This is a genomic window from Lysobacter sp. A289, from assembly GCF_054072675.1.
Map to the genome: position 1 here is coordinate 527100 of NZ_JBSVRN010000001.1, position 16653 is coordinate 543752.

The window sequence follows — 16653 nt, forward strand, 5'->3', positions numbered from 1 at the left end:
TCCACCGCGCTGCTAGGCTTCACGAACCACGCCTCGGAAACCGCGTCATGCCTGAATCGCACTTGCTGCCCGTTCAATCGTCATCGATGTCGTCATGGAGGCGATGGTTGCCGGTGGTTTGTGTTGCCGCTGCCATCGTCATTGCGGCGATACCCAGCCATGCCGCACCGACACCGGCTACCGATGTTTCCGGTGAGACTTTCCTCGACGGCAATGGCAACGGCATACGTGATCCGGGTGAAGCCGGTGTCGCGGGTGTCAAGTTGTCCAACGGGCGCGACATTGTCCTGAGCGCCGTCGATGGCAGCTACTCGATTCCGGCCAGACCAGGCGACACCGTATTTGCGATCAAGCCCTCCGGGTATGCGTTCGCCAAGCGGGATGATGGGTTGCCCGCGTTCTGGCAACACTACTTTCCGGATGGGTCGCCGGCGCTGAAGTACGCGGGTGTTCCCAAGCAGTCCAGCAGGCGGATGGACGTGGCCCTGCAACCGGTGAAGGCGCCGGCCGGCGATCTGGAGGTCGTGGTGCTGGCCGATCCGCAGGTCAAGTCGCTGGCCGATGTCGACTATTACGCCCGCGACATCATCGCCTCGATCCGCGGCGGCACGCTCCATGGCGACACGCTGGCCCGACCCCCGGCGCAACTGGGCCTGAGCTTGGGCGATATCGTCAATGACGATCTCTCGCTGTATCCGTCGATCAACACCCACACCGCGTCGCTCGGGGTGCCGTGGCTGCATGCGGCGGGCAATCACGACCTGGATTTTGATGCGAGTCACGATGAGGACTCACTGCTCAGCTTTCGCCAGACTTTCGGCCCTGACACACTGGCGTGGGAAGAGCACGGGGCCGCGTTCGTCCTGCTGGACGACGTGATCTATCAACCGGGACAGAAGCCGTCCTATATCGGCGGCCTGCGCGAGGACCAGTTCGCCTTCCTCCGGGCTTACCTGCCGACGGTGGCGAAGGATGGCCTGCTGGTGATCGGCGCGCATATCCCGTTCTTCAATGCTTCATCGGTGCCAGGTGCGGAGACGTTCCGTTCCCGCGATCGTGAACGTTTGTTCGCATTGCTGAAGGATTTTCCGAACGTGTTGCTGCTCAGCGGTCACGGACATGCGCAACGGCATGTCGATCACGTTGCCGCCGACGGCTGGCATGGCCAGCAGCCACTGCACGAGTACAACCTGGGTGCCGCCTGCGGCGCGTTCTGGTCCGGGGCGAAGGACGCGGCCGGCATTCCCGATGCGACCATGGCCGATGGCACGCCCAACGGCTACGCAAGGTTGAAGGTCGGGCAGGGCGGCGAGTACGCGCTGAGTTGGCATCCGGCGCGATTGGCATCCGATGATCCGGCACGCACGGCCGCAATGTCCCTTCACGCGCCGAAAGTGCTGCGTCGCGGCGCGTACCCGGCTTGGGGGGTTTACGCGAACGTGTTCATGGGCATGGACGATAGCCGGGTCGAATACCGGGTCGATGAGGGCGAATGGAAGTCGATGCGGCGCGTCGGACAGGCCGATCCGGGCCTGCTGGCCGAGAACGTCCGCGACGACGAGGCAAGTGCCCTGCGCGGCTTCGACCGCTCGCCGGAAGCCGAGCCCAGCCGGCACCTGTGGCGTGGTGCATTGCCGACCGACCTGCCGCTGGGCGAGCACCGGATCGAAGTCCGCGTGTTCGACCCGTGGCAAGGCGAGCAGCGGGCTGAAACCCGCTACCAGCTGCAGGACGCTACCGAGTAACCGGCGTCGTGGGGGGCAGTCGTTTGGTCGGCGCGCCTAAAGCGTCGGCAAGACGGCGCTGAACGATTCCATGCGGCGGTGGCCGTTGGCCTGTGCGGCCGTGCGCGGCTGCGGGTAGTCCTCGATGCGGTCGATCAGCACGGTGTCCATGCCGGCATCACGCGCGGCATCCAGCTCGGCGACCACGTCGGACAGGAACAGGATCTCCGACGCGGGCAGGCCGATCGAGCTGGCGATTTCGCGGTAGCTGTCGGCCTCGCGTTTGCCACCGACCTCGGTGTCGAACCAGCCCGAGAACAGACCGGTCAGGTCTCCGGCATCGCTGTGGCCGAAGAACAACCGTTGCGCCGGCACGCTACCGGACGAGTACACATACAGCGGCATGCCCTCGGCGTGCCATTGACGTAGCGCATCGGCGGCATCGGGGTAGATGTGGGCGGTGAAGTCGGCCGACTGGTAACCATTGGCCCAGATCATTCCCTGCAGCGCCTTCAACGCGGTGTGCTTGCGATCCTCGTCGATCCAGCCCTGCAACACCTCGGCGATCATTGCGTCCTGGCACATGCCGCCCATCTCGGTGGCGACCATGTCCAGCCATCTGCGCACCGCGGGTTCATGGCCTCGCGCCTTGACGAAGCCGGGCAGTACCCGCCGCGCATACGGGAAAAGAACGTCGCGGACGAACGAGATGCTGCTGGCAGTACCTTCGATGTCGGTGAGGATGGCTTTCATCGGCGTGCTCATCGGGCCTCACCGGGTTCGTGGCGCGGGAAGCGCTGGGCGATGTCGGTGCCGGTGAAATGGCCGACCCAGCCGTCGGGCTGCTTGAAGAAACGGATCGCGATGAAGTCCGGCTCTGCGCCCATGTCGAACCAGTGGGTGGTGCCATCGGGCACCGAGATCAAGTCACCCCGTTCGCACAAGACCTCATAGACCTTCTCGCCCACGTGCAGGGTGAACAGTCCCGAGCCGGCGACGAAGAAACGGACCTCGTCCTCCTTGTGGAAATGCTCATCCAGGAAGGTTTTCCGGATCTCCTCGCGCTTGGGGTTGTCCGCACCCACGCTGGCCACGTCCACGCTCTTGAAGCCGTGTTGCGCGACCAGCCGGTCGATGTCGGTGCGATAGGCCAGCATGATCTTTTCCGGCGGGTCGCCGGGCTTGACCGGATGGCTGGCTTCCCACTGCTCGAAGGCGACGCCAATGGTCGCCAACTCACGGGTGATCGCGGCCTGGTCGCTGGTGGCCAGCAACGCCGTGGCCGGTTGGTTGTGGTCGAATATCCGCAGTCGGCTCATCGTTGCAGTTTCCTCAGCTCCAGTTCGCACCCCAGCAGGAAATCGAACGCCTCCAGATGGCGTCGCGCCTCGGCCATGTCGGCCCCCCAGGCATACAGGCCGTGGCCATCGATCAGATAGCCCCACATCTCACGGCTGTCGAGCAGCGCATCGACCTGGGCGGCGAGGGTGTGCATGTCCTGGCTGTTGGGCAGCACCGGCAAGTCCAGCATGGTGTCGTGGGTGGTGTTGCCCTTGAACGCCTTGAGCATCTCGTAGCCTTCCAGACGCACGTGGCCGCTGCCGGCATACAGTCGAGAGGCGACGGTCTGGTTCTGCGAATGGGTGTGCAGGACGCAACCGATCTGCGCGGAGCGCTGGTAAAGCCGGATGTGAAGCAGGGTCTCGGCCGACGGGCGCTGGTCGGTGGCGACCGGCCGGCCCTCCAGGTCGACGACCATGATTTGAGCCTCGGTCAGCCGGCCCTTGTCGCCACCCGAGGCGGTAATTGCGACGTGCCGGGCGTCCAGCCGGCGCGAGAAATTGCTGCTGGTCGCGGGGGTCCAGCCGGCGGCTGCCAGCTCGCGCACGTTGACGATGATCTCGCCGGCGCATTGCTTCAGCTGTTGTGGGTCGTAGGGAAGGTGAGTCATGCCGCCAGTTTATCGGAACCCAGCGGCCGCCAGTCCCGATCCGGTCAGAGCACCGCGTTCAGCAACACTGCCAGCACCAGTACCGGAGCGAGGATCCTGACAGCCCAGCGCCAGGCGGTGAAGAGCCACGGAGACATCCCGGCGAGCTGTTCGCGCAGTACCGCTTCCTTCAGCGCCCAGCCCGCAAACAGTGCGATCAGCAGGCCGCCCAGCGGCAGCATGATGTCGTTGGCGAGCAGTTCGATCAGGCCCATCAGGTCCCGGTCCAGCATGCGGACATGCGACCAGATGTTGAACGAAAACACCGTCGCCAGACCGATCACCCAACACAGTCCGGCGACCAGCAGTGAACCGCGCCTGCGGGCAATGCCGCGGCGCTCGACCAGGTACGCAGTCGCCGGCTCCAGCAGCGAGATCGACGAGGTCCACGCCGCCACGAACAGCAGGCCGAAAAACAACAGGCCGTAGACGACGCCCATGGTCATGACATCGAAAGCGAGCGGCAGCGAAGTGAAGATCAGGCCCGGGCCGCCACCCTGGGGATTGATGCCGAAGCCGATGACGATCGGGAAGATCGCAAGTCCGGCCAGCAGAGCGACGCCGGAATCGGCGACCGCGACGATACCGGCGGTCTTGGGAATGGAGATGTCCTTGGGCAGGTAAGCGCCGTAGGTCATCATCGTGCACATGCCCAGGCTGAGCGAGAAGAACGCCTGGCCCATTGCCGCCATCGCCACGCCGGCATTGACCTTGGACCAGTCGGGCTGGAACAGGAACGCCGCCGCCTTGCCGAGATGGCCGGTGGTCGCACCGTAGCCGACCAGCAGCAGCAGGGTGAGGAGCAGGGCTGGCATCAGGAAACGTACCGCCCGCTCCAGACCCTTTTCCACCCCGAGACCGACGATGACGACGGTCAGACCCATGAACACGGCGTGCCAGGCAGCGAGTTCCCACGGGCTCGACAGCAGCGCCTGGAAGGTCGCCGCCGGGTCGGTGATGCGCGCGCCGCCAAACAGCTGCACCAGATAGAGCCAGGTGTAGTGGAGCGTCCAGCCTCCCACCACGCTGTAGAAGCTGAGGATCAGGATGCCGGCGATGATGCCGATCCAGCCGATGCTGATCCAGCCACGGTTCACGCCGGTTTCGCGGGTCAATGCGACCAGCGTGGTGATCGGGCTGCGACGGCCGTGCCGACCCATCAGGATCTCGGCGATCAGGATGGGCAGGCCCACCAGCGCGATGCACAGCAGGTACACCAGAACGAAGGCACCGCCGCCGTTGTCCGAGGCCAGGTACGGGAACCGCCAGATGTTTCCCAGCCCCACGGCCGAGCCGGTCGCGGCCAGGATGAAGGCGGTACGCGAGGACCACATGCCGTGGATCGAAGTCTTTTCCATTGAAACGAGTCCCTTGCGGTTCGGCGCTTACCGGGCCGGTGATGGAGCGGGGGCCACAGACTTGGCTCCCTTTGGGAGGTAGAGGATCTTGTAACCGGCGTAGGCGGAAACCGCGGCCACCAGCGGTCCGACGAGATTGAAGAAGGCGTAGGGCAGGTAATCCAGCGTCGCCACACCCAGGGTCGCGGCCATGTAGGCGCCGCAGGTATTCCACGGGACCAGCGGCGAGGTGATCGTGCCGCCGTCTTCAAGCGCCCGCGACAGGTTGACCGGCGCCAGGCCGCGGCGGGCGTATTCCGGTGCGAACAGCCGTCCGGTCAAGACGATGGTCATGTATTGGTCGGCGGCGACGATGTTGGCGCCGATAGCGGTGCCCAGGGTTGCGACGATCAGTGACCCCGCCGACTTCGCGGCTTTCAGCACGCTGCGGATCATCCGCTCCAGCAGGCCGGCGTGTTCCATCACCGCTCCAAACCCCATCGCGCAGATGACCAGCCAGATGGTGTTGAGCATGCTGATCATGCCGCCGCGGGTGAGCAGCTCATCGACCGCCGTCATCCCGGTGTCGGCCTGATAGCCACTGAACAGTGCCGTCCACGCTCCCGCCAGCAGGGCCATCGGGCGCGAGAGCGCGTCGTTGCTGGCGAGCTTGAGCGCCAACTCGGGCTGGAACACCACCGCGAACACCGCGCCCAGCAAGGCGCCGACCAGGATCGCGGGGTAGGCGGGGAAGCCGCGGATCGCCAGGGCAAAGACCACCACCATAGGAATGAGCAGGTGGGGACCGAGGTTGAACTGCTCCGCGAGCACCTCCGATAGATTGCCGAAGACCTGTCCGGTGGTGATCTCGCGTGCATCGTTCAAGCCGATCACGGTGAACAGCGCCAGGGCGATGAGGATGCTGGGCACCGTGGTCCACAGCATGTGGCGGATGTGCGGGAACAACTCGCTGCCGGCGGCTGCGGGGGCGATGTTGGTGGTGTCCGACAACGGCGAGATCTTGTCGCCGAAATAGCCGCCCGAGATCACCGCGCCGGCTGTGATTGCCGGAGACATGTCCAACCCTTGCGCGACGCCGATCAGGGCGACGCCCAGAGTGCCGGCGACCGTCCACGAGCTGCCGATGACCAGACCGACGACGGCGCAGATCAGGCAGGCGGCCGGGTAGAAAAAAGAGGGGTGCAGCAGTTCCAGCCCGTACACGATCAGTAGTGGCACGGTGCCGCTGAGGATCCAGGTACCGATCAGGGCGCCGACCGCCAGCAGGATGAAAATCGGACCGATCGCCAACGATATCCCGTGGACCATGCCGCGCTGGATGTCTTCCCAGCGCAGACCGTTGCGGATGCCGATGATCGCGGCCACCGCCGTGGCCAGCATCAGCGACACCTGGTTGGCGCCGTAGGAGGCATCGTCGGCAAACAGGTAAACGCCGACACCAAGCATGACGGCCAGCACAACCAGGGGCAGAAGCGCCTGCAGCAGCGACGGCGGACGGACCGGGCGTTCGGTCATTGCGCCGTGCCTTGAAATAACGGGCGCGCGGCGCGCGGAGGGTGGAACGCTGGGTTGGACATCGGATCCCCGCAATGGTGCTCGCTCTGGAGCGCAATGGCCGCGACGTGGAAGGCCCGGCGAATAGTGACCGGCCACCTTACCCCAGCGGAGAAACGTGCGGCAAGCGGGGGGTTGCGGCGCTCAACGCAGCCGATAACATCCCCTTGCAACCACCCTCACGACGTACCCCAGCGTATGCACGCAAGCCCCCAAATACATCCATCTGCCGACCCGGCCATCGACGCGCTTCGGCTTGAACTGGACCATTACCGCCAACGTTGCCCCGACGAAGCCGAGCTGGTCGGGCGGTTCCAGCAACTGCTGGACGACGCGGACGATCCCTTCGTGCGCGACCGGCTGGCGGGTCACTTCACCGGTTCGAGCTGGCTGGTGGACCGCACCGGCACGCGGGTGCTGCTGACCCACCATCGCAAGCTGGGTCGCTGGCTGCAGCTGGGAGGCCACGCCGATGGCGATCGTGACCTGTCGCAGGTCGCGCTGCGCGAGGCCGAAGAGGAGTCTGGCCTGACCGGTCTGCGGGTCGAACCCGCGTTGTTCGACCTGGACCGTCATTGGATCGGAGAGCGCCAGGGCGTGCCCGGGCATTGGCATTACGACGCGCGATACATCGTCCATGCCGGCGTGGATGAGGACTACGTCATCAGCGCCGAGTCGCTCGACCTGCAATGGCGCGATATCGCCGGCATTGCCGGCGAAGCATCGACTGATCCGTCGATGAGGCGCATGGCCTGCAAGTGGCTGCAGCGCCGGTGAGCGCCCGCGGCTAGGGCCGCGGCACTGGAACGATCAGTTCAGTACAGCACGCGCGTGCGCAGGGTGCCGGTAATCGCCGACAGCAGCGTCTTCAGTTCTGCCGCCTGCGCTTCGCTGGCGCTGATGTCGATCACCACGTAACCCACGTCCGCGTCGGTGCGCAGGAACTGGCCGTCGATGTTGACGCCACGCCGGGAGAAGATCTCGTTGACCTGCGACATCACGCCCGGCACGTTGCGATGGATGTGCAGCAAACGCAGGCTTCCGGTGTGCTCGGGCAGGGTGACCTCGGGGAAGTTGACCGCCGACAAGGTTGACCCGTTGTCGCTGTAGCGGATCAGCTTGGAGGCGACCTCCAACCCGATATTGTCCTGCGCCTCCAGCGTGCTGCCGCCGATGTGCGGGGTGAGGATCGCGTTGTCGATGCCGACCAGGGGCGAGCTGAAAATATCGTTGTTGCTGCTCGGCTCCACCGGGAATACGTCCACCGCCGCGCCGCCGATGTGGCCGGATTTCAGGGCATCGGCAAGCGCATCGATATCGACCACCTTGCCCCGGGAAGCGTTGATCAGGTGGGCGCCCGGACGCATCCGGGCGATCTGCTGCGCACCGATGAGATCACGGGTGGCCGGAGTCTCCGGCACATGCAGCGTCACCACCTCGCTGCGCGCCAGCAAATCCTCCAGGCTGGCGGCTTCGCGTGCGTTGCCCAGCGTCAACTTGGGTTCGATATCGTGGAACAGCACCTGCATTCCCAGTGCCTCGGCGATCACGCCGACCTGGGTGCCAATGTGGCCATAGCCGACGATGCCGATGGTCTTGCCGCGGATCTCGTGGCTACCGGCGGCCGACTTCGACCAACCGCCGCGATGGCAGGCCGTGCTCTTCTGCGCGATCCCGCGCATCAGCATGATTGCTTCGGCAATGACCAGTTCGGCCACGCTGCGGGTGTTGGAGTAGGGCGCGTTGAACACCGGGATGCCGAGCTTTTCGGCCGCCTCCAGGTCGACCTGGCTGGTGCCGATGCAGAAGCAGCCGATTGCCATCAGTCGCCGCGCCTGGCCCAGTACCTCGGCCGTCAACTGGGTGCGCGAGCGGATGCCGATGATGTGGGCCTGGGCGATCTGGCACTTGAGCTCGTCGTCGGGCAGCGCCTTGTCATGGACTTGTATCTGCTTGTAGCCGGCCGCCCGGAACTTCTCCACGGCATTCTGGCTGACGCCTTCCAGCAGCAATACGCGGATGTCGTTCTTCGGATACGAGGTCGTCTGGGTCACGGGCCGGGATCGTTGGGCAGAGAACCGAATATCGCAGAAATCCGGGCGTCTTGCTGCGTCGCACCACTGGACGTGCGGCTGGTGCTGCTGGCAGGCTGAAGTCCCATCGGCTGCCGCGACCATTGATGAACCACCCACGCCTGAACAGCTTGCTGGCCGGCATTTCCGGTTTGCAGGTCAAGACCGATCCGCACGACCTGGAGTACTACGGTCGCGACTGGACCCGGCGGTGGACGCCGTCGCCGCTGGCAATCGTCTTGCCCACGAGCATCGAGCAGGTGCAAGCGGTCGTGCGTTGGGCCAATCAGCACAGCGTGGGAATCGTGCCGTCGGGCGGACGCACCGGTCTGTCGGGTGGCGCAGTCGCGGCCAATGGCGAGCTGGTAGTCAGCCTCGAACGGATGAACAAGGTGCTGGAGTTCGACCCCATCGACCGCACCTTGACCGTGCAGCCGGGCATCGCGCTGGAAGCAGTGCACGAGGCGGCACGCGAGCAGGGCCTGCTCTATCCGGTCGATTTCGCCGCACGTGGTTCGTGTTCCATCGGCGGCAACATCGCCACCAACGCCGGCGGTATCCGGGTGGTCCGCCATGGCAACACACGCGAGTGGGTCGCCGGGCTGAAGGTGGTAACCGGTCGTGGCGAGTTGCTGGAGCTCAACCGCGGCCTGGTAAAGAATTCCAGTGGCTACGACCTGCGCCACCTGTTTGTCGGCTCCGAGGGCACCTTGGGCATCGTGGTCGAGGCGACCTTGCGGTTGACCGACCTGCCGCCGCCGTCAAGCGTCATGTTGCTGGCGCTGCCATCGTTCGGGAAATTGATGCAGGTGTTTACGGCCTTCCGCGAGCGGCTGCCATTGGAAGCGTTCGAGTTTTTCACCGACGTGGCAATGCAGCATGTCGTTGAAGCTGGAGCGCAAGCCCCGTTTGATGAGTCGTACCCGTATTACGTGTTGGCCGAATTCGCCGTCGGTGACGAAGCCCGACAGGCTGCCGCGCTGGGAGCATTCGAGTACTGCCTGGACGCCGGGTGGGTCAGCGATGGCGCGATCAGCCAGAGTGATGCCCAGGCCGCCCGGTTGTGGCGACTGCGCGAAGGCATTACCGAGAGCCTGGCGCGCCACCGGCCATACAAGAACGACGTCTCGGTGAGGCTCTCCGCGATGCAGCCGTTCCTGACCGAAATCCAGGCACTGCTGGCGCGCGAATACCCGGATTTCGAGGTGGTCTGGTTCGGCCATATCGGCGATGGCAACCTGCATATCAACATACTGGCGCCTGATGGCATGGCGACCGATGATTTCGTGGCCCAGTGCACGCGGGTGACCGACCTGCTGGCGGCGTGCCTGCAGCGCCACGGCGGCAGCATTTCTGCCGAGCATGGCATTGGCCTGGTCAAGAAGCCCTGGCTGGACAGCACCCGGTCGACGGCGGAAATCGAAGTGATGCGTGGCATAAAGCGCGTCCTGGATCCGGCAGGTCTCATGAATCCGGGCAAGTTGTTCGATCCTTGACCGCCCAAGCGATGTACAAGGACTAGCTGAACGTTTACAACACCTGCGTTGCCGGTCGACACGACCGATCGTGCCCCAGACGGGTAATCTGCAACCGCCATTCTCTTGCTCACCCCCAATGGAACCCAATCGATGACCATTCACACTCGTCTGTTTTGTGTCCTGCTGCTTGCCAGCGCCTCTTCGATCGCTTCGGCATCCAGCTTCTACACGCTCTCCGAAGCGATAAGCGGCGCCATTGGTGGCACGTCCGCGACCAGTAGCTCGGCCGGTGACGACAAGATCGTCATCGCTGCGCGTGATGATGCCGCAAGCTTCGTGGCGACCGATGGCGATATCCGTGGCGTGCACCTGGAAGCGGCGTTCGTGCGGTTGCGCGGGCAGTTGCAGCAGGCGCGTGACGCCAGCGATCTTGAACTGGCACTGGCCATCCTCGCGTTGTGAACCCGGTGGTCGCGGGTTCCGATACATGAAGGATTGGCGCGCGGCACGGTCGCGTTTTTGCTGCGCCGCACTGTTGTTGCTATCGGGATGGGCACCCGCGCACGCCGCGCTACGCCTGCAACTGGAAACCAGCGAGCTGGGGCCGGCGCAGGTCGATGCCAGTCAGGAACTGCTGGACCAGGCCCTCGCGCGGTTGCCGCCAGGCTTCACGGACTCGATGGACCAACAGGTCGTGGTTCGCTGGAGCGAGGTGCTGCCTCATGACGCCTGGGGCCGGGCGGAACATCGCGAACTGCTACTCAACCGCCGGCTGCTGGATGGATTGACCGACGGTACGGCTGCGGGGCGCGCGAGCCGCCGCGATGCCACTCGCACCGACCGCAGCCAGCGCGATGAACTGATCGCCACGGTATTGCACGAACTTGCCCACTTCCATGACCGCGTCCACGGGCTGTCCGATGACCCTCGCTTGCTGGACCTGGCAGGTTGGCAGGTCAAGGCCCGGTGGTTCGGTGCGCGACAGTCGGAGAACCGGTTCGTCGATCGCAGCCCGGATCCGTACGAACTCACCAGCCCACGCGAGTTCGTCGCGGTCAACCTGGAGTACTTCCTGCTCGACCCGTTCTATGCCTGTCGGCGGCCGGGGTTGCACCGGTTCTTCCGGGATCATTTTGGCTGGGCGCCGCCGCACCCGGAGTGCCCGCAGGGGTTTGTCTATCTGAACGCGGGTAACGCGGCAGGTGATGACGCCTCCGGTAGTCCGCAGGTTCTGAACGTGCTCGACCCGGAACGCGTCTACGCGGTCGAATACCTGCTGGCCGAGGGCAACCAGCAGTTCATGAGCCGTTGGGGCCACAGCATGTTGCGGCTGGTGGTCTGTGCGCCCGGGCGGCCGCTTGGGCCGGACTGCCGGCTGGACCTGCAGCATCACCTGGTGCTCTCGTTCCGCGCCTTCGTCAATGACGTGCAACTGTCCAGTTGGCGTGGACTGACCGGCTCGTATCCATCCCGGCTGTTCGTGCTGCCGCTGGAGCAGGTGGTGGAGGAGTACACCAAAGACCAGTTGCGCGCGCTGCAATCGATTCCGCTGGCGCTGGATCGCAGCCAGGTCGAGGGCCTGCTGCAGCGCGCCGCGAAACTGCATTGGAGTTACGACGGCCGTTATTACTTCGTCAGCAACAACTGTGCGGTGGAGACATTCAAGCTGCTGCATGACGGCGTCCCGCAGCTGGCGCAGGCGGGGTTGGCGGCGATCACGCCGACCGGTCTGCTGAAAAAGCTGGATCGGCGCGACCTGGCCGATACCTCGGTACTGGACGACCCGCACGAGGCGCGCCGGCTGGGTTACCGCTTCGACTCGTTTCGCGAGCGTTTCCAGGTGATGTTCGTGGTTGCGCGGCAAGAGCTGGGGCTGCCGCAAAGCAAGGTCGAAGACTGGCTGGGATTGCCGCCCGGCGAGCGGCACGCCTGGTTCGATCAGGCCGGGATGCGTGCCAGTGCCGCGTTGCTGTTGCTGGAACAAGCGGCATTGCGTCGGCAGGTATTGCTGGCCCAGGAAGATCTAAAACGGCGCTACCTGGGCGCGATGATGGCCGGACGCGACGACGGACCGAACAGGCAGCCGAACGCTGCGGAGGAACCCTTGCCTGCGGGCCAGGCGGCGCCAGGTGGAGAGCCTGCCGATGCCGGTGCAAGGCTTCGCCAGATTCTGCAGCACAGCGGGTTCCTCAGCCGCCCGGCCGGGTTGCTGGCCGCGAGCGATGGCTATGGCTTGCCGCAGCCCGCGGAGATCCAACGCCTGGCGCTGGAGAGTGGGCGCCGGAAGGCACGTCTTGACGAGCTCAACCTGCAACTGCGTGATGAAGTCAAAGCGCTGCTGGATCCCGACATGCGCGCCAACCTGGAGCGCACACGGGACAACGTGGATGCGCTCGGCCGACGGTTGCGGATGTTGAACCAGCGCGATGCGGGGCTGGAACTGCCGTAACCGTACTGGCCGGGCACTGCTCAGATAGTCAATCTGCGCGACCGGCGAACTCGCCACTGGTCGTGCTCACCAGCACCCGCTCGCCGCTGGCGATGTACTCGGGAACCATGATCTCAAGACCGGTTGACAGTTTGGCGGGCTTGGGTCGCTTGGTCGCCGTGCCGCCCTTGAGTTCGGGCGGTGTCTCGATGACCTCGATCGCAACGCTGGCCGGCAATTGCAGCCCGACCGGCAAGTCGTCGATGATCTGCACGTGGCAACCGGCAAGCCCATCGACGATATAGCCAGATGCGTCGCCGACCACCGCCGCGTCCAGCATGTAGGGGCTGTAATCCTCGTCGTCGAGGAACACGAATGCATCGCCATCCCTGTAGGAATAGGTCGCCTGGCGGCGGGTCAAATCGACTTCCTTGAGGTCGTCGTCACCACCCAGGCTGAGATCAAACTTGTTGCCGCCCGGCACCGAGTACATGGTGAAACGGAACTTGACGTTGCCGCCCCGGCCTTGCGGCGAGCTGCGCTCGATGTCGCGCACCTGGTAGATGGTGTTGTTGTACTCGACCACGTTTCCTTTCTTGACGTCTGCGGCTTTCATTGGGTTCTTCCGTAGTTACCTGGGTGCCAGGCGCGTTGCGCCATCGAGACGGATGGTCTCGCCGTTGAGGTAGGTGTTGCCGAGGATGTAGGCGACCAGGTCGGCATATTCCTCCGGCTTGCCCAGCCGGGAGGGGAACGGGATGGTCGCTGCCAGCGATTGCTGTACCGACTCGGGCATGCCGTCGACCATCGGGGTCCAGAACACGCCCGGGGCGATGGTCATCACCCGGATGCCGAAGCGGGCCAGCTCGCGCGCCATCGGCAGGGTCATGCCAACCACGCCACCCTTGGATGCGGAGTAGGCGGCCTGGCCGATCTGGCCCTCGTAGGCGGCCACAGACGCCGTGTTGATGATCACGCCGCGCTCGCCATCGGTGCCGGCTTCGTTGTGCTGCATCAGGTCGGCGGCGGCCTTGGCGACGTTGAAGCTGCCGACCAGGTTGACCATCACCGTGGCCTGGAAGCGCGACAGCGGCATCGGCCCTTCCTTGCCCAGCACGCGGCCGGCACCCAGGATGCCGGCGCAGTTGACCGTGACGTTGAGGCCGCCAAGGAACTCCCGGGCCGCCGCGACACTGGCCACCACCGCGGCTTCGTCGGACACGTCGGTGCTGAAGAACCGTGCGTTGGCTTCGCCCAGCCCAGCCACCGCCGCCGCGCCTTTGTCCTCGTTGACGTCGAACAGGGCGACCTTGCCGCCATGCTTGACCAGGTGCTGCGCGACGGCCAGGCCCAAGCCGGAGACGCCGCCGGTAATGATGGCGAGGGTAGTGGAGAGCTGCATGGGAAACCCCGAATAAGAAAGCCGTAATTCTAGGCCAGCGGCGCGGGGGCGGCGAATGGCTGCCGCGAGTTATTTCGCTGGCACCGCCGCCGATGCGTACAACTCTTCCAGCGCCTCGGGGGACAAGCCTTCAGCAAACAGGAACCCTTGCCCGACGCCGACCCCGAGCTTGATCAGGAAATCGCGTTGCTCCGGTGTCTCCACGCCTTCGGCCACCAGCTCCAGCCCGAGGCTGCGGGCAATGCCGATGACCGCCTCGCACACGGCAACGTCGGAGGCGTTCCCGGGGATGCCCTGGACGAACACCTGGCTCAGCTTGAGGCCATGGATCGGCAGCCGGCGCAGGTAGTTGAGGGCGCTGTAGCCTTCGCCGAAATCATCGATCGTCAGCGTCACCCCCATCTCGCGCAAGGCCGCGAAGGCGCGCTGGGTGTCGGGCTCATCCTCGATCAAAACCCGTTCGGTGAATTCCAGCTCCAGTGCGCTGCCCGGCAGGTCGAATTCCAGCAACACGGCCGCCACCGCCATTGCCAGGTCCTTGCCCAGGAACTGGCGATAGGACACGTTGACCGCGACGCGATTGATCTCCAGCCCGCGGCTGCGCCATTGGCTCAGTTGCCAGCACGCCTGGCGAATGACCCAGCTGCCGATTCCGATGATGTCGCCGGTGGTTTCGGCGTGGCTGATGAAATGGTCCGGCTGGATCTCCCCCAGCAATTCGTTGTTCCAGCGAATCAACGCTTCGACCGCGACCAGCCGGCCGCTGGCCAGCTCAACCTGGGGTTGGTAGACGAGGCGGAACTCGTCGTTGTCGATGGCATGGCGTAGCTGGGTTTCCAGTTGCTGGCGGTGTTGTTGCTCGGCGGCCAGCTCGGGACTGAATACCTGCCAGCTGTTGCGGCCGCGGCGCTTGCTGGCATACATCGCCACGTCCGCATTCTTGATCAGTTGCTGGGCGTGGTCGCCATCCTGCGGCGATTGGGCGATGCCGATGCTGGCGGTGATCGCAAACTCCTCGCCGTCCATGCGGAACGCATCGGCAAATATCTCCAGGATGCGGTCGGCCAATCGTGCCGGACGGACAGGGTCGTCCTCAAGCGAGCACAGCACCAGGAACTCGTCGCCGCCAAAGCGTGCGATCAGTCCCTCGGTGCCGACCGCACGCTGGATGCGCCGCGCGGCAGACGAGAGCAGCCGGTCACCCGCCGCGTGGCCGAGCACATCGTTCACGACCTTGAACCGGTCCAGGTCGATGTACAAAAGGGCCAACGCCGATTGGCATGAATCACCCAGGCGCGCTTCAATCTCGATGCGCAGTGCATCGCGGTTCAACAGGCCGGTCAGCGGGTCCGTGCGTGCTTCCACGCGCAGGGTTTCCTCATCCTGTTTGTCCTCGGTGATGTCCTGCACGGTACCGGTCAGGGTGGCACTCAAGGGCGAGGCGACCTGAGCCTCCCCGATCACGCGAATCCAGAACTGATGCCCATCGCCACGCCTGCCTTGCAGTTCAAGTTGCAGGCCTCGCCGGCTTTCCATGGTCTGGTCGAGCGCCTGGCGCAAGCGTCGGTGGTCGGATTCGACCAGGCAATCCAGCAAGCCTTCCATCGTGTCTGGAGCCGGATCGCGTCCGATGATGCGTTGTGCCTCGTTGGTCAGGTACAGGTGGTTGCGTCCGGTGTCCCACTGCCAGCCACCGATGTGGGCCAGTGCCTGTGCGCGCTCGAACAGCGTACTGTCGCGTTTGAGCGCAGTGACGTCGTGGAGTACGGACAACGCCTGGTGTGGCTTGTCCGCACCGGCGACAAATTGTGGCACCGCGATCACCGACAGCCAGATCAGCTCGTGTCGCCGCTGGTTGAAGAAGCCGATCACTTCGGGGCCAACCGGCTTGCCGCTGGCCAAGGCGCGGGACGATGGCAGGGCATAGTCGGGCAAGGCCTTGCCACCCTCATCCACCATCAGCCAGCGACCGTCCTTGAGCACCTCGTCGATGCTCGTGCTCTGTTCGGCATCCATCAACCGGATCGCGGCCGCGTTGGCATAGCTGATGTTCCCATCGGCATTGCGCACCACGATGCCCTTGTCGACCATCTCGGTCAGTTCACGGAAGCGGACTTCGGCGTCGACGCGGGCACTGAGATCGCGCGCGACCGCAACCAGGCAGCGCTGGCCGTCGTATTCGAAGTTGGCCGAATGGACTTCGACCGGGAACCGGCTGCCGTCGGCGCGCCGGTTGGTGACTTCAATCACATAGCTACGCCCGCGCGAGAGCGCGTCGTGCACCGGGCCCATGTGGCCGGGCGGCAGGTCGGGGTTCAACAGTTCGATTGGCTGGCCGACAATCTCGTCACGGGGGCGTTGGTAAGCGGCGACCCCGGCTTTGTTGAGGTCCAGTACGGTGCCGTCCCAGGCAATGATGCTGATCGGGTCTGGCACGGCGTCAAACAACGCCCGGTAGCGCTGCTGCGTGGACGCTTCGTTGCCCAGTGACTGCTGCAGTGCGGCCCGGGCCTGCTGCAGAACGGTCGCCAGCGCGGGGGGCAGGCTGGTGTCCTGGCCGGCCTGGTCCAACGCCGCCAACACCGCCGATGCATCCACCGGGTCGAGCGGTGCGGATGGACTTCGTGCGGGTGGCTTGCGCTTCAAT

The 16653-nt window shown here is 64.9% G+C and carries 14 protein-coding genes; 5 read left to right on the top strand and 9 right to left on the bottom strand.

The window, feature by feature from the left end:
- Positions 1-86 precede the first annotated feature (86 nt).
- On the top strand, positions 87-1745 hold the full coding sequence (locus ACW5DN_RS02510) for a calcineurin-like phosphoesterase C-terminal domain-containing protein (RefSeq protein WP_456962937.1): 1659 nt from the start codon (positions 87-89) through the stop codon (positions 1743-1745).
- A gap of 36 nt (positions 1746-1781) precedes the next feature.
- Here ACW5DN_RS02510 and mtnC read toward each other — a convergent pair whose 3' ends face one another.
- The 5 genes from mtnC to nhaC are packed head-to-tail and all read right to left on the bottom strand — an operon-like array spanning position 1782 to position 6587.
- Positions 1782-2477: an acireductone synthase gene (gene mtnC / locus ACW5DN_RS02515; RefSeq protein WP_456961182.1), complete on the bottom strand. Its 696-nt coding sequence runs from the start codon at positions 2475-2477 to the stop codon at positions 1782-1784.
- Between the two features lie 8 nt (positions 2478-2485).
- On the bottom strand, positions 2486-3043 hold the full coding sequence (locus ACW5DN_RS02520) for a 1,2-dihydroxy-3-keto-5-methylthiopentene dioxygenase (protein ID WP_456961183.1): 558 nt from the start codon (positions 3041-3043) through the stop codon (positions 2486-2488).
- On the bottom strand, positions 3040-3675 hold the full coding sequence (locus ACW5DN_RS02525; RefSeq protein ID WP_456961184.1) for a methylthioribulose 1-phosphate dehydratase: 636 nt from the start codon (positions 3673-3675) through the stop codon (positions 3040-3042). The genes ACW5DN_RS02520 and ACW5DN_RS02525 overlap by 4 nt, the downstream gene beginning before the upstream one ends.
- Before the next feature lie 44 nt (positions 3676-3719).
- Complete coding sequence (locus ACW5DN_RS02530) at positions 3720-5072, bottom strand: sodium-dependent transporter (RefSeq protein ID WP_456961185.1); 1353 nt, start codon at positions 5070-5072, stop codon at positions 3720-3722.
- Between the two features lie 27 nt (positions 5073-5099).
- Positions 5100-6587 carry a Na+/H+ antiporter NhaC gene (gene nhaC, locus ACW5DN_RS02535; protein WP_456961186.1) on the bottom strand — a complete coding sequence of 496 codons (1488 nt, stop codon included), beginning with the start codon at positions 6585-6587 and terminating at the stop codon, positions 5100-5102.
- Between the two features lie 237 nt (positions 6588-6824).
- Between nhaC and ACW5DN_RS02540 the strand changes: the two genes are divergently transcribed.
- Entirely contained in the window at positions 6825-7403 is a 579-nt protein-coding gene (locus ACW5DN_RS02540) for an NUDIX hydrolase (RefSeq protein ID WP_456961187.1), read from the top strand.
- Between the two features lie 38 nt (positions 7404-7441).
- Here the strand turns inward: ACW5DN_RS02540 and serA are convergent, their stop codons facing one another.
- Positions 7442-8680 carry a phosphoglycerate dehydrogenase gene (serA, locus tag ACW5DN_RS02545; protein WP_456961188.1) on the bottom strand — a complete coding sequence of 413 codons (1239 nt, stop codon included), beginning with the start codon at positions 8678-8680 and terminating at the stop codon, positions 7442-7444.
- A gap of 125 nt (positions 8681-8805) precedes the next feature.
- Here serA and ACW5DN_RS02550 point away from each other — a divergent pair, with 125 nt between their 5' ends.
- The 3 genes from ACW5DN_RS02550 (at position 8806) to ACW5DN_RS02560 (ending at position 12625) form a co-directional block, all read left to right on the top strand.
- Positions 8806-10194, top strand: coding sequence for an FAD-binding oxidoreductase (locus tag ACW5DN_RS02550; RefSeq protein WP_456961189.1), 1389 nt, complete (start codon positions 8806-8808; stop codon positions 10192-10194).
- A 132-nt stretch (positions 10195-10326) separates the two neighbouring features.
- Positions 10327-10638, top strand: a complete 312-nt coding sequence (locus tag ACW5DN_RS02555) for a DUF2388 domain-containing protein (protein ID WP_456961190.1) — start codon at positions 10327-10329, stop codon at positions 10636-10638.
- A gap of 25 nt (positions 10639-10663) precedes the next feature.
- Complete coding sequence (locus ACW5DN_RS02560) at positions 10664-12625, top strand: DUF7844 domain-containing protein (RefSeq protein WP_456961191.1); 1962 nt, start codon at positions 10664-10666, stop codon at positions 12623-12625.
- Between the two features lie 28 nt (positions 12626-12653).
- On the opposite strand, the gene efpL is transcribed toward ACW5DN_RS02560, so the two are convergent.
- The 3 genes from efpL to ACW5DN_RS02575 all read right to left on the bottom strand — a co-directional run bounded on the left by efpL (position 12654) and on the right by ACW5DN_RS02575 (position 16652).
- Positions 12654-13220: an elongation factor P-like protein EfpL gene (gene efpL / locus ACW5DN_RS02565; RefSeq protein WP_456961192.1), complete on the bottom strand. Its 567-nt coding sequence runs from the start codon at positions 13218-13220 to the stop codon at positions 12654-12656.
- A gap of 15 nt (positions 13221-13235) precedes the next feature.
- Entirely contained in the window at positions 13236-14006 is a 771-nt protein-coding gene (locus ACW5DN_RS02570; RefSeq protein ID WP_456961193.1) for an SDR family NAD(P)-dependent oxidoreductase, read from the bottom strand.
- Between the two features lie 69 nt (positions 14007-14075).
- A complete protein-coding gene (locus ACW5DN_RS02575) occupies positions 14076-16652 on the bottom strand; it encodes a sensor domain-containing protein (RefSeq protein ID WP_456961194.1) in 2577 nt (858 codons plus the stop codon).
- Position 16653 lies beyond the last annotated feature (1 nt).

Coding starts and splice junctions, on each gene's coding strand:
- ACW5DN_RS02555 (WP_456961190.1), top strand. CDS start 10,327: ATGACCATTCACACTCGTCTGTTTTGTGTCCTGCTGCTTGCCAGCGCC.
- ACW5DN_RS02570 (WP_456961193.1), bottom strand. CDS start 14,006: ATGCAGCTCTCCACTACCCTCGCCATCATTACCGGCGGCGTCTCCGGC.
- ACW5DN_RS02530 (WP_456961185.1), bottom strand. CDS start 5,072: ATGGAAAAGACTTCGATCCACGGCATGTGGTCCTCGCGTACCGCCTTC.
- mtnC (WP_456961182.1), bottom strand. CDS start 2,477: ATGAAAGCCATCCTCACCGACATCGAAGGTACTGCCAGCAGCATCTCG.
- ACW5DN_RS02525 (WP_456961184.1), bottom strand. CDS start 3,675: ATGACTCACCTTCCCTACGACCCACAACAGCTGAAGCAATGCGCCGGC.
- ACW5DN_RS02560 (WP_456961191.1), top strand. CDS start 10,664: ATGAAGGATTGGCGCGCGGCACGGTCGCGTTTTTGCTGCGCCGCACTG.
- ACW5DN_RS02520 (WP_456961183.1), bottom strand. CDS start 3,043: ATGAGCCGACTGCGGATATTCGACCACAACCAACCGGCCACGGCGTTG.
- ACW5DN_RS02540 (WP_456961187.1), top strand. CDS start 6,825: ATGCACGCAAGCCCCCAAATACATCCATCTGCCGACCCGGCCATCGAC.
- nhaC (WP_456961186.1), bottom strand. CDS start 6,587: ATGACCGAACGCCCGGTCCGTCCGCCGTCGCTGCTGCAGGCGCTTCTG.
- ACW5DN_RS02550 (WP_456961189.1), top strand. CDS start 8,806: ATGAACCACCCACGCCTGAACAGCTTGCTGGCCGGCATTTCCGGTTTG.
- ACW5DN_RS02510 (WP_456962937.1), top strand. CDS start 87: ATGTCGTCATGGAGGCGATGGTTGCCGGTGGTTTGTGTTGCCGCTGCC.
- efpL (WP_456961192.1), bottom strand. CDS start 13,220: ATGAAAGCCGCAGACGTCAAGAAAGGAAACGTGGTCGAGTACAACAAC.